At 68.4% G+C, this 23,821-nt stretch carries 23 protein-coding genes; 6 read left to right on the forward strand and 17 right to left on the reverse strand.

The genetic code is table 11. The features are described 5' to 3' along the window. Positions 1–67: 67 nt before the first annotated feature. The 6 genes from AC3DEZ_RS17625 to AC3DEZ_RS17650 are packed head-to-tail and all read right to left on the reverse strand — an operon-like array spanning position 68 to position 7,456. The gene (locus AC3DEZ_RS17625; RefSeq protein ID WP_488389398.1) at positions 68–2,665 is read right to left on the reverse strand and encodes a sensor domain-containing protein; all 2,598 of its coding nucleotides are present in this window, start codon (positions 2,663–2,665) and stop codon (positions 68–70) included. Continuing rightward, a complete protein-coding gene (locus AC3DEZ_RS17630) occupies positions 2,662–3,555 on the reverse strand; it encodes a hydroxymethylglutaryl-CoA lyase (protein ID WP_488389399.1) in 894 nt (297 codons plus the stop codon). Before AC3DEZ_RS17630 ends, AC3DEZ_RS17625 begins: the two co-directional genes overlap by 4 nt. Continuing rightward, positions 3,552–4,169 (reverse strand): hypothetical protein, encoded by a 618-nt coding sequence (locus AC3DEZ_RS17635; RefSeq protein ID WP_488389400.1) that lies wholly within the window; start codon positions 4,167–4,169, stop codon positions 3,552–3,554. Before AC3DEZ_RS17635 ends, AC3DEZ_RS17630 begins: the two co-directional genes overlap by 4 nt. Then, on the reverse strand, positions 4,166–6,157 hold the full coding sequence (locus AC3DEZ_RS17640) for an acetyl/propionyl/methylcrotonyl-CoA carboxylase subunit alpha (protein WP_488389401.1): 1,992 nt from the start codon (positions 6,155–6,157) through the stop codon (positions 4,166–4,168). Before AC3DEZ_RS17640 ends, AC3DEZ_RS17635 begins: the two co-directional genes overlap by 4 nt. 51 nt (positions 6,158–6,208) lie before the next feature. Beyond that, positions 6,209–6,601, reverse strand: coding sequence for a VOC family protein (locus tag AC3DEZ_RS17645; protein WP_488389402.1), 393 nt, complete (start codon positions 6,599–6,601; stop codon positions 6,209–6,211). A 54-nt stretch (positions 6,602–6,655) separates the two neighbouring features. Continuing rightward, complete coding sequence (locus tag AC3DEZ_RS17650) at positions 6,656–7,456, reverse strand: enoyl-CoA hydratase-related protein (RefSeq protein WP_488389403.1); 801 nt, start codon at positions 7,454–7,456, stop codon at positions 6,656–6,658. Between the two features lie 109 nt (positions 7,457–7,565). Here AC3DEZ_RS17650 and AC3DEZ_RS17655 point away from each other — a divergent pair, with 109 nt between their 5' ends. Genes AC3DEZ_RS17655 through AC3DEZ_RS17665 form a run of 3 tightly spaced genes read left to right on the forward strand, consistent with a single transcriptional unit; the run spans position 7,566 to position 9,911 of the window. Beyond that, positions 7,566–7,811: a FeoA family protein gene (locus AC3DEZ_RS17655; protein WP_447105261.1), complete on the forward strand. Its 246-nt coding sequence runs from the start codon at positions 7,566–7,568 to the stop codon at positions 7,809–7,811. Then, a complete protein-coding gene (gene feoB / locus AC3DEZ_RS17660) occupies positions 7,808–9,658 on the forward strand; it encodes a ferrous iron transporter B (RefSeq protein WP_488389404.1) in 1,851 nt (616 codons plus the stop codon). The genes AC3DEZ_RS17655 and feoB overlap by 4 nt, the downstream gene beginning before the upstream one ends. A gap of 1 nt (position 9,659) precedes the next feature. Next, a complete protein-coding gene (locus AC3DEZ_RS17665) occupies positions 9,660–9,911 on the forward strand; it encodes a DUF6587 family protein (RefSeq protein WP_488389405.1) in 252 nt (83 codons plus the stop codon). Positions 9,912–9,916: 5 nt separating this feature from the next. Here the strand turns inward: AC3DEZ_RS17665 and AC3DEZ_RS17670 are convergent, their stop codons facing one another. The 11 genes from AC3DEZ_RS17670 to AC3DEZ_RS17720 form a co-directional block, all read right to left on the reverse strand. Continuing rightward, the gene (locus AC3DEZ_RS17670) at positions 9,917–11,419 is read right to left on the reverse strand and encodes a J domain-containing protein (protein WP_488389406.1); all 1,503 of its coding nucleotides are present in this window, start codon (positions 11,417–11,419) and stop codon (positions 9,917–9,919) included. 1 nt (position 11,420) lies between these two features. Beyond that, positions 11,421–13,115 (reverse strand): Hsp70 family protein, encoded by a 1,695-nt coding sequence (locus tag AC3DEZ_RS17675; RefSeq protein ID WP_488389407.1) that lies wholly within the window; start codon positions 13,113–13,115, stop codon positions 11,421–11,423. 73 nt (positions 13,116–13,188) lie between these two features. Next, positions 13,189–13,554 (reverse strand): hypothetical protein, encoded by a 366-nt coding sequence (locus AC3DEZ_RS17680; protein ID WP_447102517.1) that lies wholly within the window; start codon positions 13,552–13,554, stop codon positions 13,189–13,191. A 3-nt stretch (positions 13,555–13,557) separates the two neighbouring features. Continuing rightward, on the reverse strand, positions 13,558–14,091 hold the full coding sequence (locus AC3DEZ_RS17685) for a bactofilin family protein (RefSeq protein ID WP_488389408.1): 534 nt from the start codon (positions 14,089–14,091) through the stop codon (positions 13,558–13,560). 154 nt (positions 14,092–14,245) lie between these two features. Then, positions 14,246–14,995, reverse strand: a complete 750-nt coding sequence (locus AC3DEZ_RS17690; RefSeq protein ID WP_488389409.1) for an SDR family oxidoreductase — start codon at positions 14,993–14,995, stop codon at positions 14,246–14,248. A 3-nt stretch (positions 14,996–14,998) separates the two neighbouring features. Beyond that, on the reverse strand, positions 14,999–16,606 hold the full coding sequence (locus AC3DEZ_RS17695) for a carboxyl transferase domain-containing protein (RefSeq protein WP_488389410.1): 1,608 nt from the start codon (positions 16,604–16,606) through the stop codon (positions 14,999–15,001). Positions 16,607–16,729: 123 nt separating this feature from the next. Next, a complete protein-coding gene (locus tag AC3DEZ_RS17700; RefSeq protein WP_183637134.1) occupies positions 16,730–17,107 on the reverse strand; it encodes a hypothetical protein in 378 nt (125 codons plus the stop codon). 153 nt (positions 17,108–17,260) lie between these two features. Next, entirely contained in the window at positions 17,261–17,620 is a 360-nt protein-coding gene (locus AC3DEZ_RS17705) for a hypothetical protein (protein WP_447102513.1), read from the reverse strand. A 195-nt stretch (positions 17,621–17,815) separates the two neighbouring features. Then, a complete protein-coding gene (locus AC3DEZ_RS17710; protein WP_488389411.1) occupies positions 17,816–18,991 on the reverse strand; it encodes a thiolase family protein in 1,176 nt (391 codons plus the stop codon). A gap of 116 nt (positions 18,992–19,107) precedes the next feature. Further along, positions 19,108–20,280 (reverse strand): acyl-CoA dehydrogenase family protein, encoded by a 1,173-nt coding sequence (locus AC3DEZ_RS17715; protein WP_488389412.1) that lies wholly within the window; start codon positions 20,278–20,280, stop codon positions 19,108–19,110. 39 nt (positions 20,281–20,319) lie between these two features. Continuing rightward, a complete protein-coding gene (locus AC3DEZ_RS17720; RefSeq protein WP_488389413.1) occupies positions 20,320–21,420 on the reverse strand; it encodes a Glu/Leu/Phe/Val dehydrogenase dimerization domain-containing protein in 1,101 nt (366 codons plus the stop codon). Positions 21,421–21,642: 222 nt separating this feature from the next. Here AC3DEZ_RS17720 and AC3DEZ_RS17725 point away from each other — a divergent pair, with 222 nt between their 5' ends. The 3 genes from AC3DEZ_RS17725 to AC3DEZ_RS17735 form a co-directional block, all read left to right on the forward strand. Beyond that, a complete protein-coding gene (locus tag AC3DEZ_RS17725; protein WP_488389414.1) occupies positions 21,643–22,242 on the forward strand; it encodes a TetR/AcrR family transcriptional regulator in 600 nt (199 codons plus the stop codon). A gap of 15 nt (positions 22,243–22,257) precedes the next feature. Continuing rightward, entirely contained in the window at positions 22,258–23,187 is a 930-nt protein-coding gene (locus tag AC3DEZ_RS17730) for an alpha/beta hydrolase (protein WP_488389415.1), read from the forward strand. Positions 23,188–23,324: 137 nt separating this feature from the next. Beyond that, positions 23,325–23,821: cobalamin B12-binding domain-containing protein (locus AC3DEZ_RS17735; RefSeq protein ID WP_488389416.1), on the forward strand; the 497-nt coding region annotated here is incomplete at its 3' end.

Genomic DNA, 23,821 nt, shown 5'->3' on the forward strand with positions numbered 1-23,821 from the left:
GCGGGAAACCTGGGACGGAAAAACCGGCATTTTACGCGAAGGACCGCTCGCCCCGGCAGCGGCGCGCTCAGCCGTTGGAGACGCGCTCCAGCGGCAGGTCCAGGCGGCGCGCGAACTCGTCCGGGGACAGGCCCGGAGCGAACAGGAAGCCCTGGCCGACCGGCACGCCCAGTTGCAGCAGGAACTGGCGCTGGGCTTCGGACTCCACCCCCTCCGCGACCAGCCCCAGTCCCAGGCTGCGGGCGATGGCCGACACCGCCTGGCACACCGCCACGTCGGAGCGGTTCTGCGGCACGCCCTCGGTGAACAGCTGGCTGAGTTTCAGGCCGTGGATGGGCAGGCGGCGCAGATAGTTGAGCGCGCTGTAGCCTTCGCCGAAATCGTCGATGGTCAGCACCACGCCCAGCGCCTTCAGGCCGGCGAAGGTACGCAGAGTGGAGGGCGCATCCTCGATCAGCACCCGCTCGGTGAATTCCAGTTCCAGCGCCGAGCCCGGCAACTGGTAATCCTCCAGCAGCCGGCGCACCTTCTCGGCCAGATCCTCGCCGACGAACTGGCGATAGGAGACGTTGACCGCCACCCGCACGATGCCCAGGCCCTGATCGCGCCATTCGGCGACCTGGCGGCAGGCTTCGCGCAGTACCCAGCTGCCGATGTTGACGATGTCGCCGGTGGTCTCGGCGTGGCTGATGAACAAGTCGGGGCGCAGCTCGCCGAGCTGGTGGTTCTGCCAGCGGATCAGCGCCTCGGCGGCGACGATCCGGCCCTGGCGCAGATCCACCTGCGGCTGGTAGACCAGCCGGAATTCCTGGTTGTCCACCGCGCGCCGCAGCTGGGTCTCGATCTGCAGACGGTCCTGCTGGCGTTGCGCCAGTTCCGGCGAGAACACCTGCCAGCCGTTGCGGGCGCGATGCTTGCTGTCGTACATCGCGATGTCGGCGTTCTGGATCAACTGCTGCGGGCGCTGGCCGTCTTCGGGTGCGCGGGCGATGCCGATGCTGGCGGTGATCGAGAACTCGTCCTGGTCGAAGCGGAACGCCTCGGCGAACGCGCGCAGGATCGCGTCGGCCAGGCGCTCCGGCCGCGCCGGCTCGTCGCTGGCATCGCACACCACCAGGAATTCGTCGCCGCCGAACCGCGCGATCATGCCGTCCTCGTCGACCGCGTCGCGGATGCGGTTGGCCGCCTGCACCAGCAACTCGTCACCGGCGTTGTGGCCGAGCACGTCGTTGATCATCTTGAAGCGATCCAGATCGATGTACAGCACCGCCGCCTGCGGATGCGCGGGATCGGCCAGGCGTTCGGCGATCTCGGTCAGCACGGCGTCGCGGTTCATCAGTCCGGTGAGCGGATCGGTCCGGGCCTGGATGCGCAGGGTTTCCTCGGCCTGCTTGTCGATGGAAATGTCCTGCAGAGTGCCGGTGATGCGCGAATTGCCGGGATCGCCGGGTTCGGCGTCGCCGATCACCCGGATCCAGAACGGCTGACCGTCCTGGCGGCGACCCTGCAGTTCCAGATCGAAACCGCTGCCGCCGGTGGAGACGCGTTCCACCGCGCAGCGCAGGCGCCGCCGATCCGGCTCGCGCAGGCAGGCCAGCAGTGCATCCAGGGTATCGGGGGGCAGGGGGGCGCCGAGGATCCGGATGGCTTCTTCGGTCAGGTACATGCGGTCGCGGGCGATGTCCCACTCCCAGCCGCCGATGTGGGCGAGCGACTGGGCGCGATCGAACAGCGCGCTGTCGCGCTTGAGTTCGGTGACGTCGCTGAACAGCGAGGTCACCTGGGCGGGACGGTTGCCGCCCGGCAGGAACTGCGGGACCGAGGTGACCGTCAGCCAGATCATCTGCCGGCGCTGGCGGTGGTACATGCCCAGCAGCGCGCTCTCGATCACGTGTCCGGAGTCGAGCGCGCGCTGGGCGGGGAACTCGTCGCGGCGCAGTTCGCGTCCGTCCGCGCCGACCACGCGCCAGTGCTCCATCCGCATCTCGTCGCCGGCGCGTTGATCCTCGCGGATGCCGAAGATCCGCATGGCCGCGCCGTTGCAGTAGTGGATGTCCAGGTCGTGGCCCTGCACCACGATGCCCTTGTCGATGGTTTCCATCAGCTCGCGGTAGCGCATCTCGGCTTCCCGGCGGGTGCTGATGTCGCGCGCCACCGCGACGATGCATTTGCGTCCGTCGAAGGCGATGTTGGCCGAATGCACTTCGACCGGGAAGCGACTGCCATCGCCGCGCATGTTGGTGACCTCGATGACGTAGGTGTCACCGCGGTTGAGGGTTTCCCACACCGGCACCAGATGGTCGCGCGGCAGATCCGGATTGAGCACGTTGATGTTCTTGCCGACGATTTCCTCGCGCGGCCGGCGGTAGGCGCGCATGCCGGCGCGGTTGAGATCCATCACCGTGCCGTCCTCGGCGATGATGCTGACCGGATCGGGCACGGCGTCGAACAGGTTGCGGTAGCGCTGGCGTTCGGCCTCGGCCTGGGCCTGGGCCGCCAGCAGCGCCTCGCGGGCGCGTGCCAGCAGCTCGCGGGTCTCCGCCGGCAGGGTCGGATCGGAAGCGGCCCGCTGCAGGGACTGGAGAGAGTCGTCGGTATCCGACGCGCCGGGGACGACCGCCGTTCTGGCGGAATCGCCCGGGTCCGGGGCGCCGGCCGTGCTCATGTGGCCGCCATGGCCTTGCCGGCCTTGCTGCCGGTCTCGCGGCCGAGCAGGGCGGCCAGCCAGCGGCCGGTTTCGCTCAGGCGTTCCAGATCGATGCCGGTGGCGATGCCCATGCCGTGCAGCATGTAGACCACGTCCTCGCTGGCGACATTGCCGCTGGCGCCCTTGGCATAGGGGCAGCCGCCGGTGCCCGACACCGCGGCATCGACCACCCGCACGCCTTCCTCCAGGCACGCCAGGATGTTGGCCAGCGCCTGGCCGTAGGTGTCGTGGAAATGCACCGCCAGCGACGACAGCGGCACCACGCTGGCGACCGCCTGCAGCATCGCGCGGGCCTTGAGCGGGGTGCCCACGCCGATGGTGTCGCCCAGCGAGATCTCGTAGCAGCCCAGTTCATGCAACCGGCTGGCGACCTTGACCACGTCCGCCACCGGCACGTCGCCCTGGTAGGGGCAGCCCAGCACCGTGGAGACGTAGCCGCGCACACGCACCCCGTCGGCCGCGGCGCGGGCCAGCACCGGACGGAAGCGTTCAATCGATTCATCGATGCCGGCGTTGATGTTCTTGCGGTTGAACGCCTCGGAGGCGGCGGTGAACACCGCGATTTCCTCCACGCCCACCGCGCGGGCGCGGTCATAGCCGGTTTCGTTGGGCACCAGCACCGGATAGGCGACGCCGGGTTCGCGGTGGATGCCGGTGAACACCTCGGCGGCGTCGGCCAGTTGGGGTACCCAGCGCGGACTGACGAAGCTGGTGGCCTCGATGGTGCGCAGGCCGGTGCGGGAAAGGCGATCGATCAGCGCGATCTTGTCGGCGGTCGCAATCGTTGCCTTCTCGTTCTGCAATCCGTCGCGCGGACCCACCTCGACGATGCGGACGAAGTCGGTCATGGCGCGGCCTCCGTGCCGGCGCGGCGCAGGCGCGGATTGCGGGAGGCGGGCTCGAAGCTGTCGAACAACGCCGGATCCTCCGCCAGCGCGGTGCGCAGGGCTTCGGCGTCACCCTCCATCAGGTACACCATGGTGTCGACCTCGCGGATGCTCTTCTCGCCCTGATGCAGGCGTTCGAGCGCGCGGCTGGCTCGCGGCATCGCCACTTCCAGCACATCGTCGGTGATCCGGTACCTGAGCAGGAGCACGCTGGCGGCGGGCAGCTTGCTGTTGCCGGCCGGCGCCTTCTGGTCATTGAACAGATCGCGCATGTCGTCCTGGCCGAGCGCCAGGTAGCGCGCGCCGTCGAGCTCGAAACCCAGGGCGTGGAAGCGGGTGCGCGGGGGGCCTCCTCCCTCGACCAGCGACACCTGGCATTGCGCGTCGATTTCCGCGTAGTCGCCGGAACCCAGCGGCATCTTTTCCGGATCGGCGCCGGGAAGCGGCAGCCAGCGACCGGCCAGGGCCGGGTCGCAACCCAGTTCGGCGGGCGCGCGTTCGAACATGAGGCAACCGGGCAGGGCCGGCAGCAGGAGGGCCAGCAGCAGCCAGGGCATGCGGCGCCGGATCGTCATTCCAGGGTCACCAGGACGGCATCGGCCTCGACGAAGTCGCCGGCACCGGCGCGCAGTTCGCCGACCACGCCATCACGCGGGGCTTTCAACGCCAGTTCCATCTTCATCGCTTCCATCACCAGCAGTTCCTGGCCCGTGGTCACCCTGTCGCCAGCCTTGGCGCGGACCACCACCACGCGGCCCGGCATCGGCGCACGCACGCGGTGATCTCCCCCGGCATCGGCGGTCGCGGTCCTGCGATAGGCGGGCACCTGTTCCAGCACGACCCGGTGCTGGCCGTCATGGACGGTGAGGCGCTCGCCTTCCCGCAGGATGCGGAAACGCCGTGCTTCGTTATCAATACGCAAACCAAGCAGATCGCCGGTCAGGCGCGCGCCTTCGATCAGATGGGTCCGGCCGTCGTGTTCGATCCGGTAGCGTCCTTCGGCGCCCTGGGCCTTCAGCGGGAACGTCTGATCGCGGTGGATGAAACTCAACGGGCGATGGCCGGCATGGCCCAGCCGCCAGCCATCGACGATGGCCCAGGGCGAACCGGGATCGGCGGAGGCGCGCGCGTCCGCGGTGGCGCCGGCCTCCTGCATCAGCAAGGTGGCGGTGGCGGCGGCCAGCAGGGCGGCCGGCGCGGGTGCGTCAGTGCTGACGAATTCGTCCAGATGCCGGTCCAGGTAGCCGGTGTCGATGCGCCCCTCCAGCACCGCCGGATGCCGGGCCAACCGCTCCAGGAACGCGATGTTCGACTTCGGCCCGATCACATCGCACTGTTCGAGCGCGTCGCGCAGGCGCGCCAGCGCGGCCGGGCGGTCCCGGTCATGGACGATGAGCTTGGCGATCATCGGATCGTAGAAGATGGTGACCGTATCCCCCTCGATCACGCCCGAATCGATGCGCACGTGGGCGTCGCCGGAGGGCAGGCGCAGGCGCTCCAGCCGGCCCGAACCGGGCAGGAAGCCGGCTTCGGGATCCTCGGCGTACAGGCGCACTTCGATGGCATGGCCCCGCTGCGGAATCGCGTCCTGCGCCAGCGGCAGCGGTTCGCCCGCGGCCACCCGCAACTGCCACTCGACCAGATCCAGGCCCGTGGTCATCTCGGTGACCGGATGCTCGACTTGCAGGCGGGTGTTGATCTCCATGAAGAAGAACTCGCCGTCGGGGGCGACGATGAATTCGACCGTGCCGGCGTTGACATAGTCGATGGCCTGCGCCGCCTGGATGGCGGCCTGGCCCATCGCCTCGCGCTGCGCCGGGGTCAGGAACGGCGACGGCGCTTCCTCCAGCACCTTCTGGTAGCGCCGCTGCGCCGAGCACTCGCGCTCGTTGAGATGCACGGTATGGCCATGGCGGTCGGCGAACACCTGGATCTCGATGTGGCGTGGCGTGGACACGTAACGTTCCAGCAGCACGCGGTCGCGACCGAAGGCGTTGGCGGCCTCGCGCTGGCAGCTTTCCAACTGGGCGATGAAATCGTCCAGGCGATGGACGATGCGCATGCCCTTGCCGCCGCCGCCATGGGCCGCCTTGATCATCAGCGGGAAACCGATGCGCGCGGCCTCGCGCGACAGGGTGTTGGGCGATTGATCCTCGCCGGTGTAGCCGGGGACCACCGGCACGCCGGCCGCGGCCATCAGTTCCTTGGCGCCGGCCTTGCTGCCCATCTTGCGCATCGACGCCGCGCCGGGGCCGATGAACACCAGCCCGGCGGCTTCCACCGCATCGGCGAAGTCGGCGTTTTCCGACAGGAAACCGTAGCCGGGATGGATGGCCTGCGCCCCGGTGCGGCGGGCGACGTCCAGGATGGCGTCGCCGCGCAGATAGCTGTCGGCCGGGCGCGGGCCACCGATCGGCCAGGCCTCGTCGGCCTGGCGCACGTGCTGCGCGTCGGCATCGGCTTCCGAATACACGGCGACGGTACGGATGCCGAGGCGACGGCAGGTGCGGATCACGCGGCAGGCGATTTCGCCGCGGTTGGCGATGAGGATCTTGTCGAACATGCGGGTCGGGAGTTCCGTGTCGGCGTATCGGGAGACGGGCGGCGGCGCTGATCAGGCCGGCGCGTGACAGACCGCTTCGACGTTGTTGCCGTCGGGGTCGATCACGAACGCCGCGTAGTAGTCGGGATGGTAGTGCGGGCGCAGGCCCGGCGCGCCGTTGTCGGTCGCGCCCGCGGCCATGGCCGTCGCGTGGAAGGCATCGACGGCGCCGCGGCTGGGCGCGACGAAGGCGACGTGGGTACCGGTGCCCGGACGCGCGCCGGTACCGACCCAGAACGCCGGATGGCGCGGCGGACCGAAACCGCAGCCCTGGTAGCCGCCGGGACCGGTCTCGCGCTCGGTCACTTCCATGACCACCGCATACCCCAACGGCGCGAGCACCTGTTCGTAGAAGGCGCGGCTGCGCGGGTAGTCGGCGACTGCAAAACCAGCGTGGTCAATCATGTCGGTACACCCATGAGGGAAGGAGAGGCGGCGCAATGACCGCGTCGGTGAGATTCAGCGAGTCGGCATCCAGGCCGGCGCGCGTTTCTCGAGGAAGGCGGACAGGCCTTCCTGGCCCTCGGCCGAGACCCGCAGGCGCGCGATCAGGGCCGCGTTGTCGGCATCCAGCGCATCGCGATCACTGCCGGCGTCCACCCGCGCCACCAGTTGCTTGGCGGCGGCCGCGGCGTGCGGTCCGGCCTTGAGCAGGAAATCGATCTGGCGCTGCACGGCGGCGTCGAGCGCGTCGGCTTCGACCACCTGGTGCAGCAGGCCGATGTCCAATGCCGTGGCGGCGTCGAAAATCTCGGCGGTGGCGAACCAGCGCCGCGCCTGGCGCGGTCCGATGGCGGCGATGACGTAGGGCGAGATCACCGCCGGCAACAGGCCCAGCTTGCTCTCGGTCAGCCCGAACTTCGCTTCCGGCGCGCCGATGGCGATGTCGCAGCACGCGACCAGCCCCACGCCACCGCCGAACGCCGCGCCGTGCACGCGCGCGAGAGTGGGACGGGGCAGTTCGTCCAGGGTGCGCATCAGCCGCGCCAGCGCCATCGCGTCATCGCGGTTTTCCGCTTCACCGGCGGCGGCCATGCCGCGCATCCAGTTCAGATCCGCGCCGGCGGAGAACGAGGCGCCGGCGCCTTCCACCACCACGACGCGGACCCTGGAGTCGGCTCCAGCTGCTTCCAGCTCGCGGGTCAGTTGCGCGATCAGGCCGGCATCGAACGCGTTGTGCAGTTCCGGACGGTTCAGCCGCAGCCGCAGCACGCCGTCGTCCAGATGGCGGGTGAGCGCCTGCGCCTGCGGTTCCGTCATGTCTGCCCCCTCCCAAAGCCACAAATGATAGCCGCTGCGTCCGGTTTGGCCTTCGTGCGCTGCGGCGATGCTACAATGAGAATAGTTCGCATTTGAGAGTTGCCGCGTGATGCTGACCGAATTGCCTCCCCGGACCCTGGCCATCGTCGAATCGGTCGACGACAGCCACCCCAACGACAACATCGCCCGCCGCCTGCGCGAGCTGGGATTTGTCGACGGCGAGGAGGTGCAGATCGTCGCCAAGGGGCCGCTGGGTGCCGAGCCGCTGCTGGTGCAGGTCGGCTTTACCCGTTTCGCCCTTCGCCGCAGCGAGGCCGCGCGGATCCGGGTCCGTCCGGCGGGGGCGGTGGCATGAGCGCGCAGCCGCTGCGCCTGGCCCTGGTCGGCAACCCGAACTGCGGCAAGACCGCGCTGTTCAACCAGCTGACCGGTAGTCGCCAGAAGGTCGCCAACTACGCCGGCGTGACCGTCGAGCGCAAGGAAGGCCGCCTGCACACCGCGTCCGGACGCAGCTATGCCCTGCTGGATCTGCCCGGTGCCTACAGCCTGCACGCCGCCAGCCTCGACGAGGCGGTCACCCGGGACTTCTGCCGCGGCTTCCTCCCCGGCGAAGCACCGCCGGATGTGCTGGTCTGCGTGGTCGACGCCACCAACCTGCGCCTGCACCTGCGCTTCGCGCTGGAAGTGCGTGAACTCGACAAGCCGATGATCCTGGCGGTCAACATGATGGACGCCGCCCGCCGCCGGGGCATCCGCGTGGACCTGGAAGCGTTGTCGCGCGAACTGGGCGTGCCGGTGGTGGAGACGGTGGCGGTCAAGCACAACGGCGCGCGCGCGCTGGTCGAGCAGATCGAGCGCATGGCCGATGCGCCGCATCCGCCGAAGCACCGGCTGGGCGGCGATGCCGATCTGCACGCGGAAACGCGCAGGCTGCTGTCGCTGGCGGTGGACATGCCGCAGCGCACCGCGCGGGTGGACGACGCGCTGGATCGCTGGCTGCTGCACCCGGTGATCGGCTTTGTCGCGCTGATCGTGGTGATGTTCCTGATCTTCCAGGCGGTGTATGCCTGGGCGACCCCGTTGATGGATCTGATCGAGGCGGGGACCGGTGCACTCGGCGAGTGGGTGGGCGCCGCGCTGCCGGAAGGCCCGCTCAACAGCCTGCTGGTGAAAGGCATCATCGCCGGCGTCGGCGGCGTGATCGTGTTCCTGCCGCAGATCCTGATCCTGTTCGCCTTCATCCTGGCGCTGGAGGAATCCGGCTACCTGCCGCGCGCGGCATTCCTGCTGGATCGGATGATGGCCTCGGCCGGCCTGTCGGGCCGTTCCTTCATCCCGTTGCTGTCGAGCTTTGCCTGCGCCATCCCTGGCATCATGGCGACCAGAAGCATCCAGGATCCACGCGACCGGCTCGCAACCATCCTGGTTGCGCCATTGATGACGTGTTCGGCGCGCCTGCCGGTATATGCGCTGCTGATTGGCGCTTTCGTGCCGGAGAAGAAGATCGGCATGTTCAACCAGCAGGGCCTGGTCCTGTTCGGCCTGTACGTGGCGGGCATCCTCAGCGCGCTGCTGGTGGCCTGGGTGATGAAGAAGTGGCGCCGCGACAAGAGCGAACATCCGCTGATGCTGGAGCTGCCTTCCTACCGCGTGCCGCATCCGCGCGATCTCGCCATCGGCCTGTGGGAACGCGCCTGGATCTTCCTGCGCCGGGTCGGCGGCATCATCCTGGCGATGACCATCCTGTTGTGGGTGTTGCTGAACTTCCCGGCGCTTCCGGTCGGCGCGGTGGGTCCGGCGATCGACTACAGCTTCGCCGGCCGCATCGGCCATGCGATGGCGGTGTTCTTCGCCCCGCTGGGCTTCAACTGGCAGATCTGCATCGCGTTGATTCCGGGCATGGCCGCGCGCGAAGTGGCGGTGGCATCGTTGGCCACCGTCTACGCGCTGTCGGCCGTCGACGACGAAGCCGCCGCGCAGGCGCTGTCGCCGCTGATCAGCGACGGCTGGTCGCTGGCGACCGCGCTGTCGCTGCTGGTCTGGTACATCTATGCGCCGATGTGCCTGTCCACGCTGGCGACCATCAAGCGGGAGACCAACTCGTGGAAGCAGATGGGTTATGCCACGTTCTACCTGTTCGCGATGGCCTACGTGGCCTCGCTGCTGACCTATCAGATCGCCAAGGCGCTGGGAGCGGGCTGACATGGACGGCTCGCTGACCCTGCAATACGCGATCATCGGCCTGCTGGTGCTGGTCAGCGCCTGGGTGGTCTTGAAGAAGCAGTTTCCGGGCACCGTCCGCAAGGCGCGGGTGGCGCTGGCGCTGCCGTTGTTGCGCGAGGGGCGTCCCGGCTGGCTGCGCGCGCTGGGACGCTGGATCGCGCCGACGCCCGCGGGTTCCGGTGGCGACGGCTGCGGGGGCTGCAACAGCTGCGGACCGTCATCGAAGGTCTGACGGCCTTACACCACCCGCGCCAGCACCCAACCGACGAAAAAGCCGTACGACGCCAGCGTCGTCCAGCGGTTGCCGGCGGCGGCAGCCAATGGAATCCGCTGGCTGCGCGCGTACAGTCCGTCGAACAGCGCCAGACCCAACGGGACCATGGCGAAGCCGACGGCAACGGCTGACAGCGAATCCGAAAGCCAGGCCGGGAACAGCGGCTGCATCGCGATACCGCCGAGCAGGAAGCGCAGCGCATCGAAACTGCGCCGCCAGTGCACCAGCGCGGCGGGAACGATCAGCGGGTAGGCCAGCCAGTGCACGCCACAGATCACCGCCAGGACAATACCCAGCAAGACCAGCCACACCGGTATCAGGGCGCGTCGGTTCTCGTTGGCAGGCCCATTGTCGCCAAGGCTGATCGCGTGCAGCCAGACCATCAGACGCCATCCGACCTGAAGCGCCAGCGCACCTCCACCTACCACCAGCGCCGTCTGCAGGGCAGGGCGTGATTGGGCGAACACCACCGGGGCGAGCAGGTAGCCAAACAGCGCCAGCAGGACGGCGCGTACCAGCATCGGCAACCAGCGCCAGAGGCCGAGATAGTCGTTGCGCGCAAGTTGCCGGAAGAATTCATCCTGGCCCGGGTCGATGCCATCCGGAAAATCACCGTAGTCCTCGCTCAGGCGCTGCGACAGGCGGGCAATGCGCGTGGACAGCCCCGGCACGCAGGCGACGGTCAGCGCCTGCGGCCAACGGAACGGGCGCTTGAGCTGGCGGATCGCCAGCGGGCGCGGCTCATCGTAGCGGGAGGTCTGCTCCCGTTCGATCGCCCATCGCACCGCCATCCGCTGTGCCAGCCAGTAGTCCTGCTGGCCGAAGAAGGTTTCCAGCGTGGACAGGTTGGCGGGCGGGATGGCGATGCCGTCGTAGCCCAGGCGCTGGAACAGCGCGTCGCCGACCGATTGCTTCAGGTCCAGCTGATAGAGATCGTCATGCGCCGCGAGCCAGGCTGCCAGCGTGGCGGGAGGCGTGCTGCGTGCTCGCTCGATGGTATCCGTGAAGAAGCCATCGAAGTCGAAGCGCCGCGTGGTCGTGTCCGCGACGGCGGCGGCGGCGGCGGCGGCCGCGATCGCCGCCGGTGATGGCAGTTGGGTCGTCCGTCCGCCGATCAGCGCATCCAGCTGTTCCGCGTCGAGCAGGACGGTGCGGGTGGTCCCGGCCTCGGCCGGAACCTCCGCTTCGGCAAGGCCATGTGTCCCGCGCGCTTCCCGGTCGCGGTCATCATCGGCCCGGCTTTCGGCGTTTCCACGCTCGTCGGCGTCTTCTTCCCCGTCGTCCCAGGCCGCCGCCATCGCCCGTTGGCGGCAGTGCTGCAAGGCCAGCTGATAGGCCTCGTGCAGGCGCTGGAAACCTTCCGGATCGTCATCCGGACGGGTGACCTTCAGGCGCCGCGCGTAGGCCCGCTTGATCGTGCCCTCGTCCGCGTCAGGGGGAATCTCCAGCAGATCGAACGGCGCCATTTCAGGCCTGCGATTCGATGTGCTGGAGCATGGCGGCGAAATGGGTGCGGTGTTCCCGGATGACATCGGGATCCTGGCTGTCCAGGGCGCCACGGAAACGCACCAGCGCATCCTGCAGATCGCCACGCGCCCACAGCAACTCCTCGTACAGGCGCTCGGCGCGGGCGAGCAGGCTCAGGTTCTCCTGCTGGTCGCGCGGATGGATTTTCAGCGCCGCCAGTCCTGCCAGCCGTTCGCGGATTTCGGCGGGCGAAAGAATGCCCGGATTCTGTTCCAGGATGACCTCGTGGGTTTCGCCGGTGGCGACCACGGTGGCCTCGACCTGGAGCAGGCCGTTGACGTCGTAGGTGAAGCGGATGTCGACCGGGTTCTCGTGCGACGCCTTGGCCGGAACCGCCACGCCGATCTTGCCCAGCCGCACGTTGTGCTCCACCCGTGGGCTCTCGCCCTGGAAGATCTCGAATTCCACCTGCCGCTGCCAGTCCTGCAGGGGCTGGTAGCGTTCCACCCGGCTGACCGGTACCGTGCTGTTGCGGTGGATGATCGGCGAGAAGATGCCACTGGTGACCTGGCCGTTGGCGGTCTGCTGGCTGGTGCCCACGCCGAGAGTGTGCGGGCAGACGTCGGTGAGAATCACTTCCTCCAGCTTCTCGTCGCGGGCCTTCATGCCCGCGGCGATGGCCGCGCCCACGGCGATGGCTTCATCGGGATTGATGTGCCGCAGCGGCAGGCGGCCGAACATGCGCGACACAAGCCGCGCGGTCAGCGGCATGCGCGAGGCGCCGCCGACCAGCACGATGTCGTCCAGTTGCGCGGGCGTGAGTCGTGCGTCGCGCATGGCGCGCTCCAGCGGCGCGCGCAGCCGCTGCACGAGCGGTTCGCAGATCCGGGCGAAGCGGGCTTCGTCCAGTTGCCAGCTGCGGGGCTGTCCGGCCAGCGTCAGTTCGATGCCGTGTTCCGTGGCGGAGGCGTGGGACAGCTCCCGCTTGAGCGTTTCCAGCCGGCGCAGCAGTTGCGCGGACTCGGCCGGTTGCAGGGTGCCGGCGGCGATGCCGAGATCCTGCAGGCATGCGTCGCGCAGCGCGTGCAGGAAATCCTCGCCACCGAGGAAATTGTCGCCGGCGCTGGCATGCACTTCCATCACGCCTTCGAACATCTCCAGAATCGACACGTCGAAGGTGCCGCCGCCGAGATCGAAAACCAGGAAGCGTCCGCCGCCCTCGCGCTGCTGCAGACCGTAGGCCAGCGCCGCGGCGGTGGGTTCGTTGATCAGCCGCTCGACCTTGATGCCGGCCAGTTCGCCGGCGATCCGGGTGGCCTTGCGCTGGGCGTCGCCGAAGTAGGCCGGCACGCTGATCACCGCTTCGGTGACCTTGCGGCCCAGGTGGGCTTCCGCATCGGCGATCAGGGAACGCAGCACCAGTGCCGACAGTTCCTCCGGCCGGAAGGAATGCTTGCCCAGCCGGGTGGTGCGATCCGTGCCCATCCAGCGCTTGAAATGGGCGACGCTGCGCTGTGGATGGGTGATCAGGCGGTCGCGGGCAGGCTGTCCGACCAGGATGGCGTCCTGGTCATCCACGCTGACCACCGAGGGGGTCAGGCAGTTCTCCAGCGCATTCGGGATCAGCTGCGGGCCCTGTTCGCCGTATACCCCCACCAGCGAATGGGTGGTCCCCAGATCAATGCCGACAATCATTCAATCCCCTGGATCCTTCCCTGCATCGGCGATCAGTGTAAGGGCAGGGACGGCGGGGACGCCAAGCGATCGTTCAGCGGCGCGGGCCGCGGCCGCCGGACCGCGGGAACATCTCCACGCTGAGGGTGAAGGTACGCTGCTCGCCGGGCTGCATGGCGCCCACGCCGACCACCTGGCGGGTGACTTCCTCGCCGCGGTCATTGCGGATGCTCATGACCACCGAATACTCCCAGGGACCGCCGTCGGCGGGATGGCGGACGCTGCCCTCCACCTTCAGCGGCACCACCGTCTGCGCCGTGCGCGCGGCCGCCAGCGACGCTTCGTCGAAGCGCAGGTGGTGGCGGCACGCCGGGCAGATCGCGGCGCTCTCCAGGATGGTGGCCTTGCAGTGCGGGCAGGTGCGGGTCGCTCCGGCCATCCCCGGGCGCGGGCTGCTCATGCGTCAGCCGGCGTCTGCACCGTTGGCCGCCTTGGAGGAGCGGGAGGCGGTCTTGTCCTCTTCCCAGCCGAAGTCGGCCTGGCCACGCATGCGCGAACCCGCGGCAACGGTCAGCGAGCCGGCCTTGACGTCGCCGACCAGCACGCCGGACGCCAGCAGTTCCACCCGCGAGGCCGATTCGATGTTGCCTTCCAGTTCGCCGGCGATGATGACCTTCTTGGCGCGGACGCCGCCATTCAACTTGGCGCCGTTCTCGATGGTCAGGTCGCCCTGCACGTTGACGTCGCCCTTGAACTTGCCGGCGATGCGGATATGCCCGGCGCCTTCGATCTTGCCTTCGATGGTCAGGTCCGCGGCGATCAGCGATTCCTTGGCTTCGCGCTCCGGCGCCGGTGCGGCGCGCATGCCCGGCGGATTGCTGACGGTCGGGGAAAAATCCGCGACCGCCGTGGCTTCGCGCGCAGGCGCGGGCGAAGGTTCCGGCGGCGGCGGAACGGCATCCTTCTTGGCGGGGCCTTGATCTTTCCAGATGGACATAAAGCGGCAACTCCGGGCGATGTGAACGCCCGACTATCGCGCCTCGCCGGCGTCAAGGTTGTGACCGTCTTTGCCCATTGATCGGCGCATCCGCGTGGATTCATGCGCCGGTCGGTGATGTGCAGGCCTTCCTCACGCAGCTGAAGAGGCGGTGTCAGCGGCCGCCGGCGACGTCGATGATCGTGCCGCTGCAATAGCTGGCTTGTTCGGACAGCAGCCACAGGATGGCCTGCGCCACTTCCCCGGGTTGTCCGCCGCGCTTCATCGGCACGAATGCCTTGACCCGGTCCACCCGGTCCGGTTCGCCACCGCTGGCATGCATGCCGGTATGGATGAAGCCGGGACGCACCCCATTGACCCGGATGCCATCGGCGGCGACCTCCTGGGCCAGGCCGACGGTGAGCGTGTCCACCGCGCCCTTCGACGCGGCGTAGTCGACATACTCGCCGGGCGACCCGGTGCGTGCCGCCACCGAGGAGACGTTGACGATCGCTCCGCCCTGGCCGCCATGGCGGACCGACATGCGCCGGATCGCCTCGCGGCAGCAGAGCAGGGGGCCGATGACGTTCGTCGCCAGGATGCGCCGCACCCGCGCGGCATCCATGGCTTCGACCCGCATCTGGGTTTCCAGCACGCCGGCGTTGTTGACCAGCGCGGACAGCCGGCCGAGGGTCCCGTCCACTTCCGCGAACAGGCGCACGACCTCCGCCTCCTCGCCGATGTCGGCGGCAAACGCGGCGGCCTGCCCGCCATCGGCGCGGATGCGCTCGACCACCGCCTGCGCGGCGGTGGCGTCGCGACGGTAATTGATTGCCACCGCGTAGCCGCGTGCGGCGGCCAGGCGGGCGGTGGCCGCGCCGATACCGCGCCCGCCACCGGTGATCAGCAGGACGGGAAGGGTCACGGACTACATCCGGAACACGCCGAAGCGGGCCGGCTCGATCGGCGCATTGAGCGAAGCCGACAGGCCCAGGCCGAGCACGCGGCGGGTATCGGCCGGATCGATGATGCCGTCGTCCCACAGGCGCGCGGTCGCGTACCAGGGGCTGCCCTGGGTTTCGTACTGCTCGCGGATCGGTGCCTTGAACGCTTCTTCTTCCCCGGCGGCCCACTGGCCGCCGCCAGCCTCGATGCCGTCACGCCGCACCGTGGCCAGCACGCTGGCCGCCTGCTCGCCGCCCATCACGCTGATGCGCGCGTTCGGCCACATCCACAGGAAGCGCGCGCCATAGGCGCGCCCGCACATCGCGTAGTTGCCGGCGCCGAAGCTGCCGCCGATGACGACGGTGAACTTGGGGACCGAGGAGCAGGCGACCGCGGTGACCATCTTGGCGCCGTCCTTGGCGATGCCGGCGTTCTCGTACTTGCGACCGACCATGAAGCCGGTGATGTTCTGCAGGAACACCAGCGGAATCCCGCGCTGGTTGCATAGTTCGATGAAGTGCGCGCCCTTCAGCGCGCTTTCGGAAAACAGGATGCCGTTGTTGGCGATGATGCCGACCGGGTAGCCATGCAGGTGGGCGAAGCCGGTCACCAGGGTCTTGCCGTAGCGCGCCTTGAACTCGTCCAGTTCACTGCCGTCGGTGATGCGCGCGATGATTTCGCGGATGTCGAACGGACGGCGGGTGTCCTTCGGCACGATGCCGTACAGCTCATCGGCCGGATACAGCGGTGCGCGCGATTCACGTATCGCGACGGGTACCTGTTTGCGGCGGTTGAGATTGCCGACCAGGCGGCGTGCGATCTGCAGGGCGTCGCGATCGTCCTCGGCGAAGTGATCGGCCACGCCGGACACGCTGGTATGCACGTCCGCGCCACCCAGCGCCTCGGCGTCGACCACTTCACCGGTCGCCGCCTTCACCAGCGGCGGCCCGCCGAGGAAGATGGTGCCCTGTTCCTTGACGATGATCGATTCGTCGCTCATCGCCGGGACGTACGCGCCGCCGGCGGTGCAACTGCCCATCACCACCGCGATCTGCGGAATGTTGTCCGCGCTCAGCCGCGCCTGGTTGTAGAAGATGCGGCCGAAGTGCTCGCGATCCGGGAACACCTCGTCCTGCAGGGGCAGGAAGGCGCCACCCGAATCGACCAGATAGATGCAGGGCAAACGGTTTTCGCGGGCGATTTCCTGCGCGCGGAGATGTTTCTTCACCGTCATCGGGAAGTAGGTGCCGCCCTTGACCGTGGCGTCATTGGCGACGACCACCACTTCCTGTCCCATCACCCGGCCGATGCCGCAGACCATGCCGGCCCCGGGCGCGGCGCCGTCATACATGTCCTCGGCGGCCAGCGGCGCGATTTCCAGGAACGGCGAGCCGGGATCGAGCAACGCGGTGATGCGATCACGCGCCAGCAGCTTGCCGCGCTCGGTGTGGCGCTGGCGCGCCTTGTCGCCGCCACCGTCCGCGGCCCGCGCCAGACGGCGATCGAGTTCGGCGACCAGCGCCCGGTGGTAGTCGGCGTTGTCGAGGAATTCCTGCGAACGCGGATCGAGTTGCGTAGTGATGGCGGACATGCGGCGACCGGAACGGGAAAGGCGGCATGTAAACACAAAGCCGCAGGCCAGCCAAACTTTCCGCGCCGCAAAAAACAAGGCCCGCTTGCGCGGGCCTTGTCGTGTTCGGCGTTGGCCGGACGATTACTTCTTGGCTTCTTCAGCCTTGGCGTCAGCCTTGTCGGCCACTTCGGCAGCCTTGTCGGCGGTCGCCTGTGCAGCGTCGGCCACGGCGCCGGCGGCGGTGGCGGCAGCGTCGGTGGTGGCAGCGGCAGCGGCGTCGCCAGCCTGGGCAGCGGCGTCGGCGGTGGCGGCGGCAGCGTCGGTGGCGGCGGCAGCAGCAGCGTCGCCAGCGGCGGCGGCGGCGTCACCAGCGGCGGTCGCGGCGTCGCCAGCGGCGGTGGCAGCCTGGTCGGCGGCGGCAGCGGCGTCGGTCGCGGCGGCGTCGGTGGTTTCGCTCTTGTTGCAGGCGCTCAGGGCCAGGACGGCGGCGGCCAGCAGGATGTAGAACTTGGTCTTCATTTGGATCCCCAGTGAGGTTTTGGTTGAGAGCAAAACGGGTGAGCGTCCTTGCCCGCTGGGAGCAGCGGCGCCAGTGCCCGGGCCCGGGTACAGAAAAAGCCGCCAATCAACCGGCGGCTTTTTCAATTTTAACGCTATGAAGCTAAGAAGTGATTACTTCTTTTCTTCGGCCGGAGCAGCAGCGTCCTTGGCAGCGTCAGCGGCCTGACCGGCAGCGTCGGCAGCCTGGCCAGCGGCGTCGGCAGCAGCGTCGGCGGCGGCGGCGGTGCCGGCAGCGGCGGTGTCGGTCGCGGCGGTGGCAGCAGCGTCAGCGGCGGTGGCAGCGGCGTCGGCCGACTGCTGGGCGGCGTCGGCGGTCGCGGTGCCAGCCTGGGCGGCAGCGTCGGCAGCAGCCTGGGCTTCGGTCGCAGCAGCGTTGGCGTCGGCAGCGGCGTCGGCAGCCTGTTCCTGGTTCGAGCACGCAGCCAGGGCGAAACCCAGAGCCAGCGCGATCAGAGCCTTGTTCATGGTCATGTTGCATTTCCTCGTCGTTAGTTAGGCAACGCGCTATTGCGCGCCTGCAACATGATGACAAGCCAGTTACGCCTGTCAAGCGGTCCGCTGGTTATTTTTGTCAAACCTTCGTTAAAGCAACCACCGAACCGCCAGAATGGCAAGCGGCCGGGTATCCGGAAGGGATGCCGCGACCGCCCGGGCCGAGCCAAAGGCTCAGACGATCTCCACCGCGATGGCGGTCGCCTCGCCACCGCCGATGCACAGCGAAGCCACGCCGCGCTTGCCGCCGCGCTGGCGCAGGGCATGGATCAGGGTGACCACCAGACGGGCACCGGAGGCACCGATGGGGTGGCCAAGCGCGCAGGCGCCACCATTGACGTTGAGCTTGGCGTGCGGGATGCCGAGGTCCTTGATCGGAGCCATCGCGACCACGGCGAAGGCTTCGTTGACCTCGAACAGATCCACCTGGTCCACCGTCCAGCCGATCTGCTTCAGCAGCTTGTCCATGGCGCTCACCGGAGAGGTGGTGAACCATTCCGGCTCCTGCGAGAAGGTCGCATGGCCGACGATCTTCGCCAGCGGCTGCAGCCCGCGCTTCGCGGCTTCCTCGGCCGTCAGCAGAATGGTCGCCGCAGCGCCATCGGAGATGCTGGACGAACTGGCGGCGGTGACCGTGCCGTCCTTCTTGAAGGCCGGCTTCAGTGTCGGGATCTTGGCCAGGTCGGACTTGCCCGGCTGTTCGTCGGTGCCCACCTCGACCTCGCCCTTGCGGGTGGCGACCTTGACCGGAACGATTTCGGCGTCGAAGGCGCCCGATTGCTGGGCCGCCTGGGCGCGCTTGACCGATTCGGTCGAGTAGGCGTCCTGCTCCTCGCGAGTGAAGCCGTACTTGGCGGCGGTGGCCTCGGCGAACACGCCCATGGCCTGGCCGTCATACGGATTGGTCAGGCCGTCCCACGCCATGTGGTCGACTGCCTGGAAGTTGCCGAAGCGGTTGCCGGTGCGCGAGTTCGGAATCAGATGCGGGGCGTTGGTCATCGACTCCATGCCGCCGGCGACGACGATGCTGGCCGAACCGGCCTTGATCAGATCGTGGCCCAGCATGATCGCCTTCATGCCCGAACCGCAGACCTTGTTGATGGTGGTGCAGCCGACCGCGGTCGGCAGGCCGGCGGCCAGCGACGCCTGGCGGGCCGGGGCCTGGCCCAGGTTGGCGGGCAGGACGCAGCCCATGATGACTTCGGACACGTCGGCGGCGGGGACGCCAGCCTGCTCCAGCGCCGCGCGGATGGTGGCCGCGCCCAGGGTCGGGGTCGGCACGCCGGTGAACTGGCCCATGAAGGAGCCGATGGCGGTGCGCTTGGCGGCGGCGATGACGATATCGGACATGAAACGAAACCTCGTGTAGGGGTGGCCCGATTATCCCGCTCGCGATGCGGTGCAGCAATCGGTCCTTTGGACAGGGGGAAGCCGCCCGGGGCACCGGGCGGCGGTGGGGTGCCTGTTCAGGCGCGGCCGTCGAACAGCTCGCGGCCGATCAGCATGCGGCGGATTTCGTTGGTGCCGGCGCCGATGGCGTACAGCTTGGCGTCGCGGAGCAGGCGGCCGGTGTCGAACTCGTTGATGTAGCCGTTGCCGCCCAGCGCCTGGATGGCTTCCAGGGTGACCTGCACCGCGGCCTCGGAGGCGTGCAGCAGGCAACCGGCCGCGGCGGCGCGCGAGCCCTGGCCGGCGTCGTAGTCGCGGGCGACCTGGTAGGCGAACGCGCGGCTGGACTGCAGCGCGGTGTACATGTCGGCCAGCTTGCCCTGCATCAGGCCGAAGGTGCCGATCGGCGAATCGAACTGGCGGCGTTCGCGCACGTAGGGCAGGGTGATGTCCAGCGCCGCCTGCATCAGCCCGATCGGGCCGCCGGTCAGCACCAGCCGTTCGGTGTTCAGGCCGCTCATCAGCACCCTCACGCCCTGGTGGACTTCGCCCAGCACGTTCGCGGCGGGAATCTCGCAGTTCTCGAACACCAGTTCGCAGGTGTTGCTGCCGCGCATGCCCAGCTTGTCCAGCTTCTGCGCCGTGGAGAAGCCCTTCATGCCGCGTTCGACGATGAAGGCGGTCATGCACTTGCTGCCCGCTTCCTTGCCGGCGGTGCGCATGTAGACCAGCAGCACGTCGGCTTCCGGTCCGTTGGTGATCCACATCTTGTTGCCGTTGGCGATCCACACGCCGTCGCGCAGTTCGGCGCGGCAGCCCATCGAACCGACCACGTCCGAACCGGCACCCGGCTCGCTCATCGCCAGCGCGCCCTTCCATTCACCGGTGCACAGCTTCGGCAGGTACTTGCCGCGCTGGGCGTCATTGCCGTTGAGGAACAGGTTGGACACGCACAGGTTCGAGTGCGCGCCATAGCTCAGGCCGACCGATCCGGACGCGCGCGAGATTTCCTCCATCGCCACCAGGTGGGCCAGGTAGCTCATGCCGCTGCCGCCGAAGGCCTCGTCCACGGTCATGCCCAACAGGCCCATTTCGCCCAGCTTGGGCCACAGGTCCTGCGGGAACACGTTGTCGTGATCGATCTGCGCGGCGCGCGGGGCTATCTCGGCATCCGCGAACCGGCGCACCGCATCGCGCAGCGCGTCGATGTCCTCGCCAAGTGGAAAAGCAGCGATTGAAACGGGTCGCATTCGGTCCTCCCTCCTATTGCGGCCTGTGGGTACTGGCGATCAACGCTCTCCGCGCAGATGCCCCATGAAGCGTGGCGCGGTCCGGCCCAGTGGCAGCTTGAGCTTGCCGATGGCGGCGATGCGCGCCTCCGCGATGCGGTCGGCGGCGTACTGCGGCGCCAGGTTCTCGCGTTCGGCCAGATCGAAGATCTTGCCGACGGTGTGGTAGATGGTGCGCATCATGCGCATGGCGCGTTCGCGGTTGTAGCCGTCGATTTCCAGCGACACGTTGATGACGCCGCCGGCGTTCACCGCGTAGTCCGGCGCGTACAGGATGCCGCGCTTGGCGGCATCCACGCCGGTGACGTGCGACATCTGGTTGTTGGCGGTGCCGCAGATGACCTTGGCCTTCAGGCGCGGCAGGGTCTCGGCGTTGATCGCATATTCCAGCGCGCATGGAGAGAACACGTCCACCGGCAGGTCGTAGATCTCGTCCGGCTTGACCGCCTCGGCGCCGTATTCCTCCACCGCGTACTCCACCAGCCTGGGATTGAGATCGGTGACGAACAGTTTGGCGCCGCGTTCCTTCAGCAGTTTGACGAACTCCATGCCGATGTGGCCAAGGCCCTGCACGGCGAAGCTGTACTTGCCGATTTCCTCGTTGCCGAACTTGCGGTTGAGGGTGGCCATCAGGCCCTGCAGCGCGCCGTACGCGGTGAATGGGGCGGGGTCGCCCGAACCGCCGTGGACCTGGTGCACGCCGACCACGTATTCGGTCTCGCGGTAGACGTTCTCCATGTCGTTGACGTCGGTGCCCACGTCCTCGGCGGTGATGTAGCGACCACCCAGCGAGTCGACATAACGGCCGAACGAGCGGAACAGCACCTCGGTCTTGTCGGCGGTGCTGTCGCCGATGATCACCGCCTTGCCGCCGCCGACATTGAGGCCGGCCAGTGCATTCTTGTAGGTCATGGTGCGGCTGAGCCGGAGCGCGTCGGTCAGCGCGGCCTGGCTGTCGGCGTAGGGGCGCATGCGCACGCCCCCCAGGGCGGGACCCAGGACCGTGCTGTGAACCGCGATGATGGCCTTCAGGCCGGCGTCGGGGTTGTGGCAGAAGACGACCTGCTCATGGCCGGACGTGTCGAGGGTTTCGAAGATCATCTAAGGCTCCGGTGCGGCGTGGGGCCGCGGGCTACGCCGGGTGGCTTTGGCTAACCGCTTGTTCACAAAACAAAAAAGCGACGTTTCCGGCTCGCCGTGGTCGTCGCAGGCGGGCATTCTAATCCATACGGCCTGCCGGAGGCAGTTTGTGGACGGGATCCCGCTTTTGAGCCCCTCCTGGCCCGGCTGACTTAAGCGAACGATCGTGCTATTTTTCCGCCCATGAACCTCTGCGCCGCCACCAGCAAGGGCACCGCCACCCGCGAGATGATCGTCGAGCGGGCCTATGCCATCGCCTGCCGGCAAGGGCTGGAAGGCTTGTCGATAGGCGAATTGGCGCAGGCCGCGGGCATGTCGAAGAGTGGGGTGTTCGCCCATTTCGGATCCCGCGAGGACCTGCAACTGACCGTGCTGGACTGGACCGCACGCCGCTTCGGCGAAGCGGTGATGGCGCCGGCGCTACGGCAGCCGCGCGGATTGGCGCGATTGCGCGCGATCATGGAAGGCTGGTTCGCCTGGGTGCGGGCCAACCCCGACGGCTGCGTGATCCTGGGCGCGGCCAACGAATACGACGCGCGGCCCGGGATGATGCGCGAGCGCGTCATTGCCTGGCTGACCGAGTGGCGCGCCGTCGTCGACAAGGCCACGCAGATGTGCATCGACAGCGGCGAGTTCGCCGCCGACACCGATCCCGTGCTGGTGGCTTTCCAACTGTTCGCCATCACCGAAGGGCTGCACAACGCCCGCATGTACGATCCCGCCCAGGCCGAAACCCTGGCCCGGCGGGCGCTCGACCACCTGTTCGCCTCCTACGCCGCCTGATCCGGAGAGTCCCCCATGGCCGCCGTCGTTTCGCCGCTAAAAAGCACGACCGTTCGTAAAAATGTCCGCCTGCTGCCTCTGCGATCCGCCTTCGCCCTGGGCAGCTGGTTGATGCCGGAAGCCACGCTCCAGCGCGCCTTCCGCCTGTTCGGCACGCCGATGCCCGGTGGACGGGAGCGGGCACGCCGCAGCGACACCTGGGGCGCCAGCGTCCACACCTTCGTCCATGGCCGCGAACGGCTCACGTGGTACGCCTGGGGCGACCCGCAGCACCAGCCGGTCGCGTTGCTCGCGCACGGCTGGTCGGGCTACGCGCTGCAACTGCTGCCGTGGGTCGAACCGTTGCGCCGCGCGGGCTACGCGGTGGTCGCGCTGGATCAGATCGCGCACGGCCGCAGCAGCGGTTACCGGGCGACTCTGCCGATGTTCGCCGACGTCCTGCACCGTTTCGCCGAACGTTTCGGCACGGTGCAGGCACTGGTGGCGCATTCGCTCGGTGGCGCGGCCGCCATGATCGCGCTCGCCCGGGGCCTGAAGGCCGAGCGCGCGATCCTGATCGCGCCGGCGGCCGACCCGATTGCCGCGGCGCAGCGGTTCGGCGGTTTCGTCGGCCTGGCGGCGCATCTTTCTGCGCGCCTGTTCGACGAATTCGAGTCGCTGACCGGCATGGCCGTGGAGGGATTCCAGGCCCATCTCAATGCGCCGCGCATCGCCAGTCCCGCGCTGATCGTCCACGATCTGGAGGATCGCGAAGTGCCCTGGTCGGAAGGCGAACGCTATGCGCGCTACTGGCCGGAAGCGCGCCTGCTGAGCACCAGCGGGCTCGGACACAACCGGATTCTCACCGAGCCCGCCGTCATCACCGCGGCCTTGTCCTTCCTTGACGGACGCGCCGTGGGGCAGCGCGTCGTGTCGACGCCGAACCTGCCGTACGGATTCGCCTGAACAGGCGTACGTCACCGGCGGCGGCGGCGTCCCGGACGGCGGCGTAGGGTGCTTCAACCAAAGGCGTCATGGGGCGGGACTCCGCCGCGCGCTACAATTCCGCCTCTAATGCAGGCAATACGCGAGTGAGGGCGCGAATGAGCACACCGGCTTCCCAGCTTCCAGCAGCACGCGCGGATGTTTCCCCGCTGCGTTTCGTCACCGCGGCCAGTCTGTTCGATGGCCATGATGCAGCGATCAACATCATGCGCCGCCTGATCCAGGGGCAGGGCGCCGAAGTGATCCATCTGGGCCACAACCGCAGCGTCGAGGACGTCGTGCGCGCCGCGCTGCAGGAAGATGCCGACGGCATCGCCCTGTCCAGCTACCAGGGCGGCCATGTCGAGTACTTCAAGTACATGGTCGACATGCTCAGGGAGCGCGGCGCCAGCCACATCCGCGTGTTCGGCGGCGGCGGCGGCACCATCACCCCCGAGGAAATCGCCGAGCTGCAGGCCTACGGCGTCGAGCGCATCTACCACCCCAACGACGGCATGAAGATGGGGCTGGTGGAGATGATCGAGGATGTGGTCGCGGGGGGGGGCGGGGGGGGGGGGGGGGGGGGGGGGGGGCGGGGGGAGGGGGGAGCGGCACC

The sequence above is a fragment of the Pseudoxanthomonas sp. 134C1 genome, from assembly GCF_057773065.1.

Coding starts and splice junctions, on each gene's coding strand:
- AC3DEZ_RS17625 (WP_488389398.1), bottom strand. CDS start 2,665: ATGAGCACGGCCGGCGCCCCGGACCCGGGCGATTCCGCCAGAACGGCG.
- AC3DEZ_RS17630 (WP_488389399.1), bottom strand. CDS start 3,555: ATGACCGACTTCGTCCGCATCGTCGAGGTGGGTCCGCGCGACGGATTG.
- AC3DEZ_RS17635 (WP_488389400.1), bottom strand. CDS start 4,169: ATGACGATCCGGCGCCGCATGCCCTGGCTGCTGCTGGCCCTCCTGCTG.
- AC3DEZ_RS17640 (WP_488389401.1), bottom strand. CDS start 6,157: ATGTTCGACAAGATCCTCATCGCCAACCGCGGCGAAATCGCCTGCCGC.
- AC3DEZ_RS17645 (WP_488389402.1), bottom strand. CDS start 6,601: ATGATTGACCACGCTGGTTTTGCAGTCGCCGACTACCCGCGCAGCCGC.
- AC3DEZ_RS17650 (WP_488389403.1), bottom strand. CDS start 7,456: ATGACGGAACCGCAGGCGCAGGCGCTCACCCGCCATCTGGACGACGGC.
- AC3DEZ_RS17655 (WP_447105261.1), top strand. CDS start 7,566: ATGCTGACCGAATTGCCTCCCCGGACCCTGGCCATCGTCGAATCGGTC.
- feoB (WP_488389404.1), top strand. CDS start 7,808: ATGAGCGCGCAGCCGCTGCGCCTGGCCCTGGTCGGCAACCCGAACTGC.
- AC3DEZ_RS17665 (WP_488389405.1), top strand. CDS start 9,660: ATGGACGGCTCGCTGACCCTGCAATACGCGATCATCGGCCTGCTGGTG.
- AC3DEZ_RS17670 (WP_488389406.1), bottom strand. CDS start 11,419: ATGGCGCCGTTCGATCTGCTGGAGATTCCCCCTGACGCGGACGAGGGC.
- AC3DEZ_RS17675 (WP_488389407.1), bottom strand. CDS start 13,115: ATGATTGTCGGCATTGATCTGGGGACCACCCATTCGCTGGTGGGGGTA.
- AC3DEZ_RS17680 (WP_447102517.1), bottom strand. CDS start 13,554: ATGAGCAGCCCGCGCCCGGGGATGGCCGGAGCGACCCGCACCTGCCCG.
- AC3DEZ_RS17685 (WP_488389408.1), bottom strand. CDS start 14,091: ATGTCCATCTGGAAAGATCAAGGCCCCGCCAAGAAGGATGCCGTTCCG.
- AC3DEZ_RS17695 (WP_488389410.1), bottom strand. CDS start 16,606: ATGTCCGCCATCACTACGCAACTCGATCCGCGTTCGCAGGAATTCCTC.
- AC3DEZ_RS17700 (WP_183637134.1), bottom strand. CDS start 17,107: ATGAAGACCAAGTTCTACATCCTGCTGGCCGCCGCCGTCCTGGCCCTG.
- AC3DEZ_RS17705 (WP_447102513.1), bottom strand. CDS start 17,620: ATGACCATGAACAAGGCTCTGATCGCGCTGGCTCTGGGTTTCGCCCTG.
- AC3DEZ_RS17710 (WP_488389411.1), bottom strand. CDS start 18,991: ATGTCCGATATCGTCATCGCCGCCGCCAAGCGCACCGCCATCGGCTCC.
- AC3DEZ_RS17715 (WP_488389412.1), bottom strand. CDS start 20,280: ATGCGACCCGTTTCAATCGCTGCTTTTCCACTTGGCGAGGACATCGAC.
- AC3DEZ_RS17720 (WP_488389413.1), bottom strand. CDS start 21,420: ATGATCTTCGAAACCCTCGACACGTCCGGCCATGAGCAGGTCGTCTTC.
- AC3DEZ_RS17725 (WP_488389414.1), top strand. CDS start 21,643: ATGAACCTCTGCGCCGCCACCAGCAAGGGCACCGCCACCCGCGAGATG.
- AC3DEZ_RS17730 (WP_488389415.1), top strand. CDS start 22,258: ATGGCCGCCGTCGTTTCGCCGCTAAAAAGCACGACCGTTCGTAAAAAT.